The organism is Polyangiaceae bacterium (genome assembly GCA_016715885.1).
GTDB lineage: Bacteria > Myxococcota_A > Polyangia > Polyangiales > Polyangiaceae > Polyangium.
On sequence record JADJXL010000003.1, the window covers coordinates 396531 to 412934 of the forward strand.

14 protein-coding genes and 1 pseudogene are annotated in these 16404 nt (G+C 61.3%); 8 read left to right on the plus strand and 7 right to left on the minus strand.

Annotated elements, in window-relative coordinates:
• Positions 1 to 19 precede the first annotated feature (19 nt).
• Entirely contained in the window at positions 20 to 3322 is a 3303-nt protein-coding gene (locus IPM54_08105; protein ID MBK9259788.1) for a hypothetical protein, read from the minus strand.
• A 782-nt stretch (positions 3323 to 4104) separates the two neighbouring features.
• Here IPM54_08105 and IPM54_08110 point away from each other — a divergent pair.
• Positions 4105 to 5310 carry a hypothetical protein gene (locus IPM54_08110; protein MBK9259789.1) on the plus strand — a complete coding sequence of 402 codons (1206 nt, stop codon included), beginning with the start codon at positions 4105 to 4107 and terminating at the stop codon, positions 5308 to 5310.
• On the plus strand, positions 5264 to 5737 hold the full coding sequence (locus IPM54_08115) for a hypothetical protein (protein MBK9259790.1): 474 nt from the start codon (positions 5264 to 5266) through the stop codon (positions 5735 to 5737). Before IPM54_08110 ends, IPM54_08115 begins: the two co-directional genes overlap by 47 nt.
• A 14-nt stretch (positions 5738 to 5751) precedes the next feature.
• On the opposite strand, the gene IPM54_08120 is transcribed toward IPM54_08115, so the two are convergent.
• Positions 5752 to 7035, minus strand: coding sequence for a hypothetical protein (locus IPM54_08120; GenBank protein ID MBK9259791.1), 1284 nt, complete (start codon positions 7033 to 7035; stop codon positions 5752 to 5754).
• A 35-nt stretch (positions 7036 to 7070) separates the two neighbouring features.
• On the opposite strand from IPM54_08120, the gene IPM54_08125 reads away from it, so the two are divergent.
• Together IPM54_08125 and IPM54_08130 are read left to right on the plus strand one after the other, a co-directional pair.
• A complete protein-coding gene (locus IPM54_08125; protein MBK9259792.1) occupies positions 7071 to 8051 on the plus strand; it encodes an HNH endonuclease in 981 nt (326 codons plus the stop codon).
• A 13-nt stretch (positions 8052 to 8064) separates the two neighbouring features.
• The gene (locus tag IPM54_08130; protein ID MBK9259793.1) at positions 8065 to 8562 is read left to right on the plus strand and encodes an SMI1/KNR4 family protein; all 498 of its coding nucleotides are present in this window, start codon (positions 8065 to 8067) and stop codon (positions 8560 to 8562) included.
• A 294-nt stretch (positions 8563 to 8856) separates the two neighbouring features.
• Here the strand turns inward: IPM54_08130 and IPM54_08135 are convergent, their stop codons facing one another.
• Positions 8857 to 9342: a hypothetical protein gene (locus tag IPM54_08135; protein ID MBK9259794.1), complete on the minus strand. Its 486-nt coding sequence runs from the start codon at positions 9340 to 9342 to the stop codon at positions 8857 to 8859.
• A 414-nt stretch (positions 9343 to 9756) separates the two neighbouring features.
• Positions 9757 to 10628, minus strand: a pseudogene (locus tag IPM54_08140) (SDR family oxidoreductase).
• A gap of 73 nt (positions 10629 to 10701) precedes the next feature.
• On the opposite strand from IPM54_08140, the gene IPM54_08145 reads away from it, so the two are divergent.
• Entirely contained in the window at positions 10702 to 11376 is a 675-nt protein-coding gene (locus IPM54_08145) for a TetR/AcrR family transcriptional regulator (protein ID MBK9259795.1), read from the plus strand.
• A 5-nt stretch (positions 11377 to 11381) separates the two neighbouring features.
• Here the strand turns inward: IPM54_08145 and IPM54_08150 are convergent, their stop codons facing one another.
• The gene (locus IPM54_08150) at positions 11382 to 11915 is read right to left on the minus strand and encodes a carboxymuconolactone decarboxylase family protein (protein ID MBK9259796.1); all 534 of its coding nucleotides are present in this window, start codon (positions 11913 to 11915) and stop codon (positions 11382 to 11384) included.
• Between the two features lie 117 nt (positions 11916 to 12032).
• On the opposite strand from IPM54_08150, the gene IPM54_08155 reads away from it, so the two are divergent.
• Both IPM54_08155 and IPM54_08160 read left to right on the plus strand, forming a co-directional pair.
• Entirely contained in the window at positions 12033 to 13067 is a 1035-nt protein-coding gene (locus IPM54_08155) for a hypothetical protein (GenBank protein MBK9259797.1), read from the plus strand.
• A 19-nt stretch (positions 13068 to 13086) separates the two neighbouring features.
• A complete protein-coding gene (locus IPM54_08160) occupies positions 13087 to 13428 on the plus strand; it encodes a hypothetical protein (protein MBK9259798.1) in 342 nt (113 codons plus the stop codon).
• A gap of 27 nt (positions 13429 to 13455) precedes the next feature.
• Here IPM54_08160 and IPM54_08165 read toward each other — a convergent pair whose 3' ends face one another.
• Together IPM54_08165 and IPM54_08170 are read right to left on the minus strand one after the other, a co-directional pair.
• A complete protein-coding gene (locus IPM54_08165; protein MBK9259799.1) occupies positions 13456 to 14304 on the minus strand; it encodes an SEC-C domain-containing protein in 849 nt (282 codons plus the stop codon).
• On the minus strand, positions 14259 to 14966 hold the full coding sequence (locus tag IPM54_08170; protein MBK9259800.1) for a hypothetical protein: 708 nt from the start codon (positions 14964 to 14966) through the stop codon (positions 14259 to 14261). Before IPM54_08170 ends, IPM54_08165 begins: the two co-directional genes overlap by 46 nt.
• 208 nt (positions 14967 to 15174) lie before the next feature.
• Here IPM54_08170 and IPM54_08175 point away from each other — a divergent pair, with 208 nt between their 5' ends.
• Positions 15175 to 16344 carry a tetratricopeptide repeat protein gene (locus tag IPM54_08175; GenBank protein MBK9259801.1) on the plus strand — a complete coding sequence of 390 codons (1170 nt, stop codon included), beginning with the start codon at positions 15175 to 15177 and terminating at the stop codon, positions 16342 to 16344.
• Positions 16345 to 16404: the final 60 nt, after the last annotated feature.

A 16404-nucleotide genomic window follows, 5' to 3' on the forward strand; every position in this document is an offset into this window, starting at 1 on the left:
GTCGCATTTCTCCGCAAGATCAGCGCTGCCCGCCGCTGGGTCGGCATTCCTTCGTCACATCGGCGACAGCGTCGGTCGGGCATTCCGAATCGTTGCCGTTGCAGCTCTCTGCAACGTCACATGGCCCCATTGCGGCGCGGCATTCCGTGCCCGCGGCAACCTTGTTATCCGCTGGACACGCATCGCTCGTACCATTGCACGCTTCAGCCACGTCGCACGCACCTGCCGACGCGCGGCATTCCGTGCCCGCAGCAACCTTGGTATCCACTGGGCACGCGTCGCTCGTCCCATTGCACGCTTCGGCTACGTCGCACGCACCTGCCGACGCGCGGCATTCCGTGCCCGCGGCAGCCTTGTTATCCGCTGGGCACGCGTCGCTCGTACCATTGCACGCTTCGGCTACGTCACACGCTCCTGCCGACGCGCGGCATTCCGTACCCGCGGCAACCTTGGTATCCGCTGGACACGCGTCGCTCGTACCATTGCACGCTTCGGCTACGTCGCACGCTCCTGCAGATGCGCGGCATTCCGTGCCCGCGGCAACCTTGTTATCCGCTGGACACGCGTCGCTCGTACCATTGCACGCTTCCGCTACGTCGCACGCTCCTGCCGACGCGCGGCATTCCGTGCCCGCAGTAGCCTTGTTATCCGCTGGACACGCGTCGCTCGTACCATTGCATGCTTCCGCTACGTCGCACGCTCCTGCCGACGCGCGGCACTGCGTACCCGCGGCAACTTTGTTATCCGCTGGACACGCGTCGCTCGTACCATTGCATGCTTCCGCTACGTCGCACGCTCCTGCCGACGCGCGGCATTCCGTGCCCGCGGCAGCCTTGGTATCCGCTGGGCACGCGTCGCTCGTACCATTGCATGCTTCGGCTACGTCACACGCTCCTGCCGATGCGCGGCATTCCGTGCCCGCGGCAACCTTGGTATCCGCTGGGCACGCGTCGCTCGTACCATTGCACGCTTCCGCTACGTCGCACGCACCTGCCGACGCGCGGCATTCCGTGCCCGCGGCAGCCTTGTTATCCGCTGGACACGCATCGCTCGTACCATTGCACGCTTCGGCCACGTCGCACGCACCTGCCGACGCGCGGCATTCCGTGCCCGCGGCAGCCTTGTTATCCGCTGGACACGCGTCGCTCGTACCATTGCACGCTTCGGCTACGTCGCACGCTCCTGCAGATGCGCGGCATTCCGTGCCCGCAGCAACCTTGGTATCCGCTGGACACGCGTCACTCGTACCATTGCACGCTTCCGCTACGTCGCACGCTCCTGCCGATGCGCGGCACTGCGTGCCCGCGGCAACCTTGGTATCCGCTGGACACGCATTGCTCGTACCATTGCACGCTTCGGCAACGTCGCACGCTCCTGCAGACGCGCGGCACTCCGTGCCCGCAGCAACCTTGGTATCCGCTGGACACGCATTGCTCGTACCATTGCACGCTTCGGCTACGTCGCACGCACCTGCCGACGCGCGGCATTCCGTGCCCGCGGCAGCCTTGGAATCCGCGGGACACGTATTGCTCACGCCATTGCACGCTTCGGCAACGTCGCACGCACCTGCCGACGCACGACACTGCGTGCCGGCTGCCGCCACACTGCACGTTCCATCGATCGCAGCTCCCGTGGCCACGCTGCACCCCATGCAATCAGCAGCGCCTCCACCACAAACACTATCGCAGCACACGCCGTCAACGCAGATACCGCTTACACATTGGAGGCCCTGCACACATGACGAACCATTGCTTTGGGGAACGACGACGTACACATAGGCCGAGCCCGAATTGCTGCCTTGGTCGTCATTCTGATACGCCCCGACGAGCGCCGTATCACCCGAGAGCGATACCGAAAGTCCGAATTGATCGTCCGCCGCGCCATCCGTCGCTACGAGCTTCGCTTGCTGTGTCCAAGAGCTACCGCTCCGCAGAAATACGTAGGCCGAGCCCGATCCGTTGCCTTTGTCGTCGTCGACGTATGCTCCGACGAGCGCAGCATCACCGGATAACGATACCGAAATTCCGAAAAAGTCGCTCGCCGCCCCGTCGCTCGCCACGAGCTTCCCCTGCTGCGTCCAGACGCTCCCATTGCGCTCGAAAACATAAGCCGAACCGGACGACGAACCCTTATCGTCATCGTTGGGCGCGCCCACGAGCGCCGTGCCCCCAGACAACGATACCGAAGTTCCGAAACGATCGCCCACCACCCCGTCGTTTGCCAAAAGCTTTGCCTGCTGTGTCCAGACACCAGCATTGCGCACGAAAACATAGGCCGAACCGGATTCCGAACCCTTGTCGTCGTCGAGATACGCTCCCAAAAGCGCCGTATCCCCCGCAACCGATACCGAAGTGCCGAAACGATCGTCCGCCGCCCCGTCGCTTGCCGAGAGCTTCGCCTGTTGTGTCCAGACACCAGCATTACGCACGAAGACGTAAGCCGAACCGGCATTCGAGCCTTTGTCGTCTTCATAAATTGCACCGAGGATCGCGGTATCCCCCGAAATCGATACCGAGGTACCCATCAAATCATCCAGCGCCGCATCGCTTGCCAAGAGCTTCGCCTCTTGTGTCCAGACACCCGCATTACGCACGAAGACATACGCCGCGCCCCCGTGAAATGCATTTTCGTCGTCATAAGGCGCCCCCACGAGCGCCGTATCTCCCGACAACGACACCGCAGTGCCATAATTATAGGTCGGTGCAACCACCGAAAGCTCGGCCTGCTCCGTCCAGACAGCACCATTACGGACGAAAACGAACGCCGACCAAAACCCGTCCAGATTCGGTGCCCCCACGAGCGCCGTATCCCCCGAAATCGACACGGCATAACCGAGCCGATCATTCGTCATCCCACCACTCGCCAACAACTTCGCCTGCTGCGTCATGATCAGCGGATCGATCTCCAGCGGATACACCGCCCCCGCATCGTCCACGTGAATCGAAATCTGCCCCATTTCGAGCGTGAACCATGCGGGCAATCTTTTCCCTTGCGCATCCGTCACGAACAAATCCGCGTACGAAAGCCCAACCTGATTCGCATCATCCAAAAGCCGAATCGTATCGCCAAGACCATCCCGATCGCCATCCTCGAGCCGAGCGACCAGTTGACTATCAAACGCGATCGTCACCACTTTCGTCCCCGCACACGCAGGCGCTTCAGCAATGACAAACCCTTGCTCGAGGCCCAACGGACCATTCAAGTACCAGCTCTCGAGCCCATCGTGCCGATACCAAACCCGATTGCCCTCCGCTTCGGGCTCCGCATCCGACAACTTGGAAATCGCACCCTCGCACCCATACCCCATCGCCCGCATCGACATGGACCACGGCTCTTCGTCCGAGGTTATCCACACCCCAGCGATCGAGTATTGTTCCAAACATGTGGGCTTCGTTCGTAAAAAAGTAGCTCCCATGTTGCAACGCCATGGCATTGTATGCTTCGGAAGCCCGAGACTGCACCGATGCAACATACGAAGCTCGCAGGTCGCTGGGCGCGAGGAGCTTGTCCGTTTCCGTCGATTCGACTGCAGGCTGCTCGGTAGCTTCCAGGGGGCGGTCCTGCATGCTGTCCGTTGCGCAAGATGCCGCCACGAGCACGAGCCCGCAGACGAAAGTGCCACGAGGCATCTTGCCATGTATTCCAGAATGATTTCGCATATCAGCGTGCATAGCGCAGTGCGCTTGGGGATTTCAACCTGCAATTCCACCCTATGACGAATGGCATCCGCTCCTTGAGACGACCTGAATGCACCACCATCGTATTTTTGTGCAGACAGCCGCTGAAAGGCGTGATGACGAATGGACGAACATTCGAGGATCCGGGGGAAAAGTACAGAATGACATACGCTCAAACGAACCGCGGCGTCACACGGCGGGCCAAACTCCACGCTGAAATGGCGTCATCACGTTCGGTGGCAGTGTTTTCGATGACAAGTTCACTCATGGCTCGTCAGCGCAGAACGAAACTGGCGCATTGTCAATACCACTTTCGGGGCAATGCCTGGTCCAGACCACTCTGCCCACGGGGCACGGAACCCGTTGAAGGAATTGTTGCAATCCCAAGCTTGATTCGCGCACCATTTCGTGTTGCACTGCAAGCTCCATGCTGCGCCCCTTGGTTTTTTCGATTCTCACCGCGGCCCTCGCGTCCTGCTCGCGCTCGAACCCTACGCCTACACGTGCAGAGCCGGCCGATGCCGGCCCAGTCGCCTCTTCGAGCGTTGTCGCTCCGACTCCGAGCGCGCCATTGCCGGCGGCCGAAAAGCCTGCCCCAACGCTCCACCTCGTTGCGAAAGGGCATAGCGCTTTGCGTGTCGCCGCCGTCGAAGGCAAGACAATCGTGTACGAGGAATACCCGCCAGCGTTTGCCCTTGGTGATGGCGACGCGCTCCACCTGGATTCCTCGCTGCGCGCAGGACACCCTCCCCAAATGGGGTCCGGCTACCCTCAGCCGATCATGGGCCTGAGCGGCCGGTGGCCCGATACCTTGTGGATGACCACGCTGAGCTGGCCGGCACGAAGCCAGTGGACGACCACGCTGCTTCGATGGCGCGACGCATGGCAGCCGGTCACGGCCGAGCCGGGACCCACCTCGTACGACGACCTGGCCGTTCCCTGGAGCAACGGGCGCTGGCTCTCGCTACGCGGCCCCGGCTCTGCAGCGTACAGCATTGGCTATTGCTTCTTCGATTTTATTGTGGTGGAGGGACCGAAGCCGGATGTCATGCCCCAGGATCGCACGGGAACGAGCGACAACTCCCGCGTGTGCAGTCGCCTCAGGCCCATCCTCGGCGGACTACGCGCCCTCCCGACCGGCGAAATCTTCCTCATCGGCACCGCAAACGACGCGGGTGCGGTCGAGCGCTGGAAGCCCGGCCAGGAAGAGGGCACGGTCGATATCCTGCCGGGCGGCGGCATCATCATCCCCACATCGATCCACGTCCGCGCTGCCAATGACGTGCTCGTTGGCGGTCGCATCGAAAAAGGCGGCAAACGTTTCCCGTACCTCGCGCACTTCGACGGCGAGACGTGGAAAGTCGAAGACGTGCCCGGTGAAATCTCGATCATCAGTGTCGCGGCCACGAACGAAGGCGACACATGGATCGCCGAGTCCACGTTCGATTTCCGTGGCGCGGCCCTTTATGTGCGTTTCAGCGGCCATCAGGGCGAGGTGTACCATCGTCCCCGTGGCGGCGTATTTCAGCGAGTCCCCTTCCCGTCCGGCGTTTCGCCCCAAATACAGCCGTCGCAGATCGTGGCGCATGGCGGGCAATCGGGTGGAAGCAGCGCTGGACAGCCAAGATGCTGAAAAGGACGGGCCCCGCGCATTCTTGTTCCGCACACGCCCGCTCGAATCTGTCCTCGATTTCGCGACACTCAGCGCCAAAGGCCAGCTTCTGCCTGGCGATTTGCGCCCGGCAACGCCCGATTGCGACAAAGTCTTCGTCGTGCTCTACACGCTCGCCGAAGATGCCCCTCCCGATTTCGACTTTCCCGCGACGCGCAAAGCCCTGGCCGGGCATCCCGAATTCGAGGGCGCTCGGTTTGTCGAAACCGACGATGGCCAACGAAGGTATTTCGGTGCGTTCGTCAAGAACCTCGAAATGGGCAATGCGCTCACGGGCGTGATCCGCAAGAGCATGCCCACCGCGCGCCCGCAAGTGTTGTGCGGCGATCCGCCCCGCGTGCGCCGCACCTTGAACATCGACCTCGCCACGGGCGCCTTGAAGAAATGACCCCCGATGGCCGCTCAGGGCAAACGCCCTTCGGCCACCGTAACAAAACCCTCCACCACAGCCTCCTCGCCGTCGATGGACAGCGGGTGCTCGACGCGCTCGTAGCGAACGCGCCAGCGAATGGGCGCGCCCTTGCTGAAAGCCCCGAGCTCCAGATCCACGACTCGGTCTTCGCCTCCCGGACCCACGCGATCGTCGCTTTTTTGAACCCGCACGGCAGCGGAACCGCTGCGGACCTCCACATAATGCCGCGCCAAGTGTCGCTCGGCGTGGCCGACGACCGCAAAATCGTCGCCGACGGCCTCCGCCGACACCGTCAATCGACGAAAGAGGTCGCCCGTGGGAAAGGCATGACCCACGTCGCCGGGGGACAAGATCACTCGAACCGACGTCGGACCGGACCGCGTGGCGGTAACTTTCGCGGCGCTGCGAATGGTGTCGGGATCGCGTGATGCGGCGAAAGCGTGGTTGCCGACTCGACCGTCGGCGCGCCGCATGTGACAATCCGCGCACGATATGACCGCATACGGCGAACGCGCGTGTTCTTCGAGCGTCGATTGCATCAATTCGCGCGGATCACGGCCCGGTGCTCGAGGGAACGCGAACTCGTGGCATTTCGCACAAGCCTGCGGACCTCCAAAACGCTCATCACGCGTGACACCATGGGGCGCCTCTTTGTCGGGCTTGTCTTTGGCGTGCGCCGGAGCCGCGAGGATCACGCCATTTCGGACGTGGCACGTAACACAACCAACGCCGATGGCCCCAAGTCGAGCGGGGACTGGTTGATCCGCGGGAGCCTCCGGGGCATGGCATCCCTGGCAAAACGCCGCCGGCTCGATAGCAAAAGCGCGCTGAAACGCTGGATGCGTCCATGCCGCACGGTGCAGCGAGCTCTTGTGCTCCGCCGCGATATCGTCATGACACTCGATACATCGCGCTTCGATATCGGCGGCGTCGCCCTGAGCGAGGCGTGCGAGGTCTGCTGGTCGTTTTGGATCAAAGGGCCCCGGCATGTCGGGTCGCCGAGCTTGTTGCTCGCAGCCGATGACGGCGACGATCCCCAAGAGCTGTGCACGACGAAGCGATTTCATGCGCAGGTCAAGGTTCCACACTTTCCTGCTCGTGGCATGGGGTTTCGACGAACGCCACAAATTCGGCGCCGGCGATGGCGGAAGCGACGACCCAGCCTCCGGGGATGCACCTTGTTGCACGTTCTTGTCCGGTCCGAGCCCAGGATGAAGATAAATCATCGTGGCGGTGCCGATAATTTGCACGATGTAGCCCCTTACCATTTCCATTGATCCGCATTACGCCGTCGTCGTACCATCGAAACATGAATCCGTCGCCATTTCGAGCCTTGGCTTTCCTGAGGTTCATCGTGTGCGCGTGTCAGCCATTTCGAGCCTTCGTTTCATGGGGGCTCATTGTCTGCATGTTGTTCTCGCTCACGCCATTGGGCTGCCATTCGGTCAAAGTGCGGCATGGGATGGGATGGCCCGGACAACCGCAGGTGCCGGAGGATACGGCGGAACGCCTCAAGGAATGCGGCGAGTTGATTCAGGAAGGCATCGACTCGGTACGGCATCCAGTGGATGCCAAGGTCGTCCTCGACGAGAACGGCCACGTTTTGGATGTAACGACGGCGGGTGAGCCCAATCCGGATGTCGGGATGTGCATCCGCGTCGCCTTGCGAGGTATGAAGGTCGACAAGGACGTCATCCACGAAGCCATGCTCCGACGGCCTCCATCTCCGTGGCCGAACTCGCAGACGATGCCGGATCGCGCGCACATTGGAGAGGTCGTTATCGTCACGGTGGTGGTCGTCGTCTTCACCGAGGTCATCATCGAAGTGGTCGCGGTGGCCCTCGGGGTCGCGGTCACGGCAACCGTCGTGTCGGGGGCGGCCAAGGCAGCGCAGGCCAAATCGGCGCAGGCCAACGCGGCCGCCGCACGGAAACCCAATCAACCCGATCCAACGAAGTGGCAGGCGAAAGGCGGCACAATTCAGCAGAATTCCGATGGAACGACCACGTACACGCGCAAGGACGGGGTGTCCGTGACGTATGACAAGGATGGGTTTCCGGATTTCAGGCCGTACAGGCACCCCACGGTGAAAGACGTGCAGATCGAGTTTACGGGGAGTTACGACAAGGACTTCGCGCTTGCAGACAAGGCAGCGGGCATTACGAAAAAAATGAGGCAGCAAGAAAAGTATACCTGGCATCACCACCAAGACGGAAAGACCATGCAGTTGATCAAGCGGGATGTGCATAAAGACTTCTTCCATACCGGCGGCATGTCGGGGACGCGATAAGGAGATCGAGACGATGCAAATCAAAGAACCGAATCCGTATGGCGCTACATCGCCCGATGCGATCGCCCAATTCGAGGCACGCCGGGGCGTGCTACTCCCTGCCGAATACAAGGCGTTTCTGCTCAAGTCAAATGGCGGGATGCCAATACCCGATGTGTTCGAGGTCCCGGGGTGGCACGGTCAGGCGTCTGAGCTACTCACGTTCTACGGCATTCATGAAGACCCGGACTATTCGCTAGATAGTAACTGCAAAAGCTACGACGAGCGCGTACCTGCGGATCTCATCCCCATTGCTACAGACTCAGGCGGGAACAACATCTGCATCGGCTGGAAAGGCGAACGCGAAGGCAAGATCTACTTCTGGGATCACGAGGACGAGCTCGATGAAAACGGGTTGTTCGTGCAGGACTACCGAAACGTGTACCTGGTGGCGAATAGCCTTCAGGAATTCCTCGATAGCCTCATGACCCATGAAGAGGCGGACAAGAGGCCGCGGCCCAAGCGAACGTAAAAGAGACATGCCCAGGCAATGCGCAGCCAAGCGCGCCCGATCACCTGTCCCAGTGGGGTATGACGCGAAAGCGATAAGGAGATCGAGACCATGCGAATGAGGACTGAAAACCCCTACGGGGCTACGTCTCTTGAAGAAATCGCTCGCTTTGAGACACGCAGGGTCAAGCGGACGTAAAAGAGACATGCGCATCGAGTTGGAAATCCTCGGTGACGATGCGCCGCTTTACGGTGTCAGTTATTGGGCGGGGGCACGCATTCGGCTGCTCGTGCGCCGCGAATGCTCATCGAGCGCTCATCCGGCGCCTTCTTCATTGGCCGCGGCATTCTTCTTACGCGTCGCGACGGCCTTGTCCGCGATTTGCGAATAATACTTCAGCGTCTTCTCGAAATGCGCCTTCGTACCGGCATCCAGATGTTGCGCTGCCGTCTGTGCGCCACGCGCAATCATCGCAATGTCGCCTTCGCGTGCATTTTCGAGATCCGATTCCGTCTCCGAAAGAACCTCGTAAAGCTTCTTCGCCGCGGCCTTGTGTTTGCGTACTTCTTCGAGCGTCGCGGTGCGCGTTTCGATGCGCGTGACGATTTCGGTCGATATACCCACAGCCGCCAGGGGCCCGTTTTTCGCTTCATTGAGCTCGGTGAGCACGTCACTGAACCCGGGCTTCTCGTGCTTCAATCCCACTTGCGCCCCCGGGGCGTAGTCGACGAGATGATCTTTGACCGGCGTCGCATCGACAACGAGCGGTCCGACGTAAGGTGACTTCGTTCCTGTGCTCATTACGCGTCAATCCTTTCGCAAAGTGGTTGGCTCGAACGCGAACGCATACGCTACATACATGGACGGCGCGAAGTCAACACCCTTCGAGGCATGGTGGCCACAATGTTTCCGTACTGTCGTCAAAGCTCGTCCACGCATCTAGTGAGCCCTTCGACGGTAAGCTTGACTGCGACGACGTGGTAACCCAAAGACGCCCGCTGGTCTCGAGTCGTCGTCCACACCTGGGCGGACTGCGTCGACGTGCTCTACAACCACGTCGACGTGCTCAGCAACCACGTCGGCTGGCGCCAGCGGCTCGTCGACGCGGCGCCCAAGCACGTACACACCCGGCCAGAGCGAGTCGACGCGCGCCTGAAATGCGTCGGCAGACTGGTTAGAACAATTCGCACGAGCACGACCGTCAACGGCCTTGTATTACCTCTCCGTTCGCCCGCATTCTTCCGCGCCCATCGCAACGCGGTGCAGGTGAGCGTTCATCTTTCGCATCACCAGCTCGTACAAAAACCCGAGCTTCTGCTGAAACCAGAAACCAATACGAATGTCGTGCGACGTGAATACCCAATAGTCACCCTTGCGCACTCCATCGAGGATCGCCTTCGCTGCTTTTTCAGGCGTCGCCGCATGCTTGCGGAAATGCGCCGTCATTTTCTCGAGCTCCGGGCGATTGCGATCGACCCCAAGATCTCCACCGTCCCCACGAGCGGCGTATCCACCGCGCCCGGACATACCAGGCTGACCCCAATCCCGTGCCGCTCCAAATCGAACCGCAATACCTCCGACATCCCTCGCAGACCAAACTTGCTCGCGCTGTACGCTCCATGCCACGGCAGCCCGAATAAACCCGCCGCGGATGACACATTCACCACGTGCCCACCCCGCCCAGCACGAATCATCTCCGGCACGAAGCATTCAATGACGTGGATCGGACCCATCAAGTTCACATCCACGATCTTCTTCCAATGCTGATGCGTCATGTTCTCGACCGTCCCCCAAACCGATATCCCCGCAATGTTCATCACGACATCCATCGATAGGCTCGACGCGTGGATATCCTTCGCAAATGACCTCACCGCCTCGAAGTCCGCGATGTCGAATGCCCGGTACATCGTAACCGCTCCACCAGCCTCGCGAATGCGCCGAACCGTGTCCTCGAGCTTCTCCTGATTCACGTCCGTCAAAAATAGCTCGGCCCCCTCGCTGGCCGCAGCCATCGCCGTCGCGCGACCAATGCCGCTCGCCGCACCCGTGATGAAGCACTTCTTGTTTCTCAAACTCTGTATCGCCATGGCACCTCGATCGATGGTATATTACATGTATACCTTTGATCAAGCGCCATGGCGCGCTGCATACTCCGCGCCGATGCGTGCTTCAAAGTCCGCCAAGACCGCAGCTCGTCCTCATGGCTCCTCCGGCATTCAGCTCGGCGAGGCCAGTGCGCGCGCCATGATCCTTCAGGGTGCCGCGAGCGTCTTTGCGGTGCACGGCGTGCGCGCCGCTTCGGTCGAACACGTCCTCGAAGCCGCCGGCGTCTCGAGACGCACGTTTTACCGGCTCTACGGAAGCAAAGAAGAGGTCGCTGCGGTCCTTTATCGGCTGGGCACCGATAGGTTACTCGACGCATGCAGGCTCGCCGTCAGCGAAGAAAAAGACCCCCTGCGCCAAGTCGAACGATGCATCGACGCGCATCTGCAAAGCGCTCGCGACTTCGGACGCCTCGTGTTCGTCCTCGGAGGTGAAGCGCAACGTCGCGAATCGGCGCTCCATACGCGGCGCATGCAAGTCCACGACATGCTCGTCTCGCTGCTCGCGACAGCCGTCAACGCGCAAGCCGGCAGAAGCGTCGATCCGCTGCTCGTCCGCGCGCTCGTCCTGGCGCTCGAAGGCGTCACACGCGTCATGCTGGAAGAGGGAAACGAGGGTCGACACGTGACGCATGCGGGTGTTGCGCGCATCAAACGCGTGATGATGCGCATCGCCACCGCGACGCTTGCGGGCGATGGCCCCGGCGTGACGGCGATGCCGCCGGGCGAGTGAACGCGTCAGAAATCGCGCGCGATGCGCAACGTAGCGATCGTCATGGCCAACATGTCGTAATGCCCCACGAGCAAACACAGCTCGACGCTCTGCGCCTCGTCGTAGTGCCGGCGAAGCGCGTCCCAGCCCGCGTCGTCGATGTTCTTCGTCGTCAGCAGCGAGTCGACTGCAGCCAAGAGCGCGCGGTGCCGATCGCTCCACCCATGCGCCTCCGGCCCCGCGAAAATGCGCTCGAGCACATCGTCGGTCACGCCGACGCGCCGTCCGATCCGCACGTGATGATCCAGCTCGTACTGACACTGTCGCACGTGCGCGACGCGTAGGATCACGAGCTCGGTTTCGTGTCGCGAGATGGTGCCGCCGGGCATCATGCGCGAAGCGAACGATAGCCAGCCGCGGAACAACGAACGCTGGCGCGCGAGCGTGCTGAAGAGATGCGCGTCCTTGGCGCCTGCGCCCAGCGAAATGAGCCTGCACAGGATCCAGTTGATGGGCCCGAGGTCGAAGAATCCGCCGGGTGAAATGCGTGCTTTCGTCATGGCCATGGTGCCTTCGAGGCCGGGCGATTCCGGCTTGGTTTTGCTGCACGAAGAAGCTTGTTGGCAGCAAGGTATACTGCGTGTATACCATGAGAGACTTCATTGAGGAGGGATGACATGGCGAAGCGTTCACTGTGGGATCGATGGCTCTTTGTGAACGGCGCAATCGTGAGCCTGGCTGCGCTGATGCTTGCAGGTTGTGGCGGTGGCGAGCCGAACACGAATGAGGGCACGACGTCGAGCTCAGGCGGCACGACGGGCAGCAGTTCCGGCGCTGGCGGCGCTGGCGGAGGTGGTGGAGGCGGGAGCGGCGGAGGTGGCCCGGTCATTACGTTTACGTGTCCTGGCGGAACGATCGTTCCTGGCAAGAATACTCTCACGGTGGGGGATGCCGAGCGCGTGTTTTATGCTGATTTTCCTGCGGACCCGTCGCAATCGCTGGGTCTTCTCTTTTCGTGGCATGGGTATGGCCAACCTGCGGCGGATTTCCGCGAAGCCTCGGCGCTCGATCCCGATGCCAATCCAGCATTGCCCGTCGTCGTCGTCACGCCGGACGATACGGGTTTGCCACCGCCGATTGGACTCGATTGGGACCTTGCCAAGGGCACGCCTGCCGACACGAATGTGGACATCGCGTTTTTCGAGGCAATGGTGGGTTGTTTTCACGAGCAATTCGACATCGACCCCAAGCGGATATATTCGTATGGGTTTTCTGCGGGTTCGGTCATGACCAGCTTATTGCATTCGCGTCATCCGGGGCTTCTCAGTGCAATCGTTGCCGTATCGGGCGCTTGGTTCAACGACCCGGCGCAGGAGGACCTCGTGAAACTCTTCAATGTCGATTGGAATTGGCCGGCGCTCGATTCGGCCGATGGAGGCACGGTGCTGCTCACGCATGGGGGGCCGAAGGACGTGACGGTGCTCAACATCATGAACCTGGAGGACGCGGCGCAGGCGGCATTTCCGTTCCTGAAGGCGCATGGCCGAATCGTCGTCGATTGCGCTCACATGCAGGGCCACACGCCGCACCCCGAGGTGACGCCGGCAATGGTGAGCAAGTTCATCTCCGAGCATCGTAATGGCGAGCCGTCGCCTTATTCGACGGGCGGTATCGACGGTTACCCTGCAAGCTGTATGCTTCGGCTGCCGTGACGTGCGATATCGTACGCTCGTGACGCAGGTTTCCACCGCATGTGAGCCGAACATCTTGGGCAAGATCCGTTCCGCAATGGCGATCTTGGAAGAAAAATCGACCTTGCAGACGTCCGAGAAGCCGTTTTCTGGGAGAGGAACGCCTATGCAGAGAGGTGATGTGGCGATCTTGCTGGCAAGAACGCCTATGCAGAGAGGTGATGTGGCGATCTTGCTGGCAAGAACGCCGATGCAGAGAGGTGATGTGGCGATCTTGCTGGCAAGAACGCCTATGCGGAGCGGTGATGTGGCGATCCTGGTGAGGAGAACGCCGATGCAGAGCGGTGATGTGGCGATCTTGGTGAGAAGAACGGCTGAGTGAATCCGCGAAACGCTTTCGTTCAGCCGCTCACGCCCCATCCATCGTTTCTTTTGGCGACTCCGCGGCGAGTGCGGCACACGGCTCCTCGTCGTCGTCCTCGTCCTTTTCGACAGCCGCCGTCTTCAGCGCGCAACAACGCTTGTACTTGACCCCGCTCCCGCATGGACAAGGCGCATTGCGAGCCGATCCTTTGGGCGTCGATCGCGTCGGACCGGGCGCATGCGCCTCGATGTCGCGAAACGCGCGGAGCAGCGGCATGACGTCGTCGATTTCGTACGCGTATTGCACTTCAGAGAGATATTCGGCGGGCAGATAGAGCTGCTCGGCCTCGGCGGTCGCAAGCCAGGGCAAAACGACGGTCATGAGTTGGAAATTCTTCCACTCGCCGGCGAATTCATGCGCGATGTTGCACGGCAATGCATATGCGAGATCCACCAGCACGTCGTCTTCGTTCGTGAACTTGAATCGTGACCCTGGCTTTGCGCACGCGGCCAATTGCACCGCGAGCTTCCCGCCGACCTTCAAATGCACCGGATCCATGAAGTCAGGCTCCTCGCGCGTCACCCGGAACGTCAAAGATACCTCCTTCGCGATATGGTCGAGGATCTTTTGATACATCTCGCCGCCAACCGAGCGAGGCAGCGGTGAAATGAGCGTCTTCTCCGCCTCTGCCGCGAGCCGCGAATGGCGCAATCCAATGGCCGCCAAAGAAAACGTCGCTTCGACGACTCGAAAGAGCGTCGTCGCCTCACCATGAAGCCTTTTGTAAGTTTGCAGGAGCATCTCGCCCATTCGCCCTGCGCCCCAAATACCTCGCAGCGCCGGGCCAATCATTCCTTGCCGCACGGCCGACCACGCATACGGCATCTTGTGCATTTCTTGAAGAGCCTTCTCCGGCCAATCCTCGAACGCCAGCCTGCCGTCGAGCGCCCCGAGCGCCGCCATGTGGCCGATGAACCACACGCTGTTGTAATAGCTGCGAGCCGCATCCTCGAACTTTGGATTGAGTTTGTCCGATCGCCGAAGCTGCCGTAAAGGATGACGCGCGCCTTTTTGACGTCGTCGGCGGTATCGATCATCCAGCGTATGAAGTCCGTGATGAGCATGGGTTGCCAGGCTGCGGCAGCAGTAAACTCCTCGCGCGATAGCCGCGGCCCGGCATCATGCAGACGGCGAAAGAGCTTGCCCACGCCACCTCGTTCGCCGGTGACCTTCCGAGCGACCTCCATGCGCCCTCGTAAGACCTCGACCCTGGTGGCAATGCCATCGAGCTTCTCGCGGGTGATGACGGGAAGCGCGCCCTTGCGCATGCCTTCGCCAAGGCAGGTGACGAACTTGCCGCTACGCGTGACGACGAGAAAGGGACCTCGATTGGGATCGGCAAGAGAGAGCGCGATGCGCTCGACTCCCTCGGGGACTTTGGCCGAATCGAGGATGTACTTCATGAGCTCGTGATCGCGGTAAAGCGACAGCGCGAGCTCGACGTGAGGGATCGAGAGTCGATCGAGCCTGGTCAAGAAGTGATGGGCGTGTTCCACGATGTGGAGATGATGGTATCGCGCAACGACCGAGACGGAAGAGGGATTTTTTGGGGGGTGGTCATGTCCGTTCTCCGCACGCCTCGGACATGCCGCCTCCGTTTCGTGCTCGTGATGTGCGTTTGCCCTGCCCTCATGCGACGCTCGGAGCGTGCGTTGCCAGCGCTCGCCGGCTTGGTGCCGGGGCCGTCGCATAGACGCGGCCTTCGTGCTGGCAAGCCTGCTCGCGCTGAATGCGTCCTGCACGGCCAAAGCACGATCCGCGGCGGCCCCGGGCAGCGTCCATCGTGAAGCGGCGTTGCAGGATGCTCGGCAAGCTGCGCTGGACGGTGATTTCGACGAATCGCGGCGCATCTACGGGGAGCTGCTCGGGCGAAACGCACGCGATGACGAAGCGCGAGCGGGCCTTGGGCGGGTGCATGCGTGGAGTGGCGAGTACGACCGCGCCGAAGAGCTTCATCGTGACGTATTGGCGCGGCATCCGAGCGACGACGACGTGCGAGCGGGGCTTTTCAACGTGCTCGTGTGGGACCATCGGTGGAACGATGCGGAGCGGCTCTTGGACGAGGCGCCAAATCAGGGCACACCGGGCCTTTTGGCATTGCGCGCGCGGCTTTTGCATGCCGACGGCAACGTCACGAAAGCTCGCACGCTCATTGAAAAAGCGGAACGACTCGCGCCGAACGACGCCGACATTCGGGCATTGCGGTATCGCATGTACACGCGTTCGGCGCGAGTGACGACACGGGGGCTCGTCTTTAGGAACGGCTCGCCAGCGCTCGGGCAAGTGGACGTGAGTTTGTCGCAGTCGATCCATCGATTGCGACTTTCGTTCGATACGGAGCAAGGCGGCCGGCCCATGTCGCTGTCAGGTGACTGGGCCTATGGCGCAACGTACGGCGGAGGCGCCCATTTGACATTTGCGCCGGGATTGTCGTTCGGAGCAGAAGCCGCATTCGGCGCGCCGGCCAATGCAGTGCCCGTCGTGCGCGTTCGTAGTCAGGTCACCCTGCCCTTCCGCCCGTGGCTTTCGAGCAGTCTTGCATATACGTTTCGCCGTTTTGCGGATGCCGTCGAAACGCATGGAGCGAGCCCATCGATCGGGCTGACATTGCGTGGCGAATTGCGAATCGATGCGACGTATTGGCTGACGCACGTGCGCTTGCGGGACCGCGAGGACGAAGCGTCGAGCCGATGGATCCATGCGGTTGGGGTATCCGTGGGGCGAACGGTTTTGCCGTGGCTCGATGTGCGAGGGGGATATGCCCACGGAGCGGAAGCCGAACGATTGCCGGCCGTGTTTCAGCTCCTGGATCTTGTGAATGATTCATTTTACGTGGGTGTGCGAATGACGCCCGTAGGGTTATTTCTCCATTGAACCGCTGTACGGACTTGCATTGCGAGGTCCAAAGGGCGGCGCGCGTCAAGTGCAACATAC

Bases quoted from the DNA above. Each gene is read 5' to 3' on its own strand.
- IPM54_08105 (MBK9259788.1), bottom strand. From the start codon at position 3,322: ATGTCGATGCGGGCGATGGGGTATGGGTGCGAGGGTGCGATTTCCAAG.
- IPM54_08110 (MBK9259789.1), top strand. From the start codon at position 4,105: ATGCTGCGCCCCTTGGTTTTTTCGATTCTCACCGCGGCCCTCGCGTCC.
- IPM54_08115 (MBK9259790.1), top strand. From the start codon at position 5,264: ATGGCGGGCAATCGGGTGGAAGCAGCGCTGGACAGCCAAGATGCTGAA.
- IPM54_08120 (MBK9259791.1), bottom strand. From the start codon at position 7,035: ATGGAAATGGTAAGGGGCTACATCGTGCAAATTATCGGCACCGCCACG.
- IPM54_08125 (MBK9259792.1), top strand. From the start codon at position 7,071: ATGAATCCGTCGCCATTTCGAGCCTTGGCTTTCCTGAGGTTCATCGTG.
- IPM54_08130 (MBK9259793.1), top strand. From the start codon at position 8,065: ATGCAAATCAAAGAACCGAATCCGTATGGCGCTACATCGCCCGATGCG.
- IPM54_08135 (MBK9259794.1), bottom strand. From the start codon at position 9,342: ATGAGCACAGGAACGAAGTCACCTTACGTCGGACCGCTCGTTGTCGAT.
- IPM54_08145 (MBK9259795.1), top strand. From the start codon at position 10,702: ATGCGTGCTTCAAAGTCCGCCAAGACCGCAGCTCGTCCTCATGGCTCC.
- IPM54_08150 (MBK9259796.1), bottom strand. From the start codon at position 11,915: ATGACGAAAGCACGCATTTCACCCGGCGGATTCTTCGACCTCGGGCCC.
- IPM54_08155 (MBK9259797.1), top strand. From the start codon at position 12,033: ATGGCGAAGCGTTCACTGTGGGATCGATGGCTCTTTGTGAACGGCGCA.
- IPM54_08165 (MBK9259799.1), bottom strand. From the start codon at position 14,304: ATGCACAAGATGCCGTATGCGTGGTCGGCCGTGCGGCAAGGAATGATT.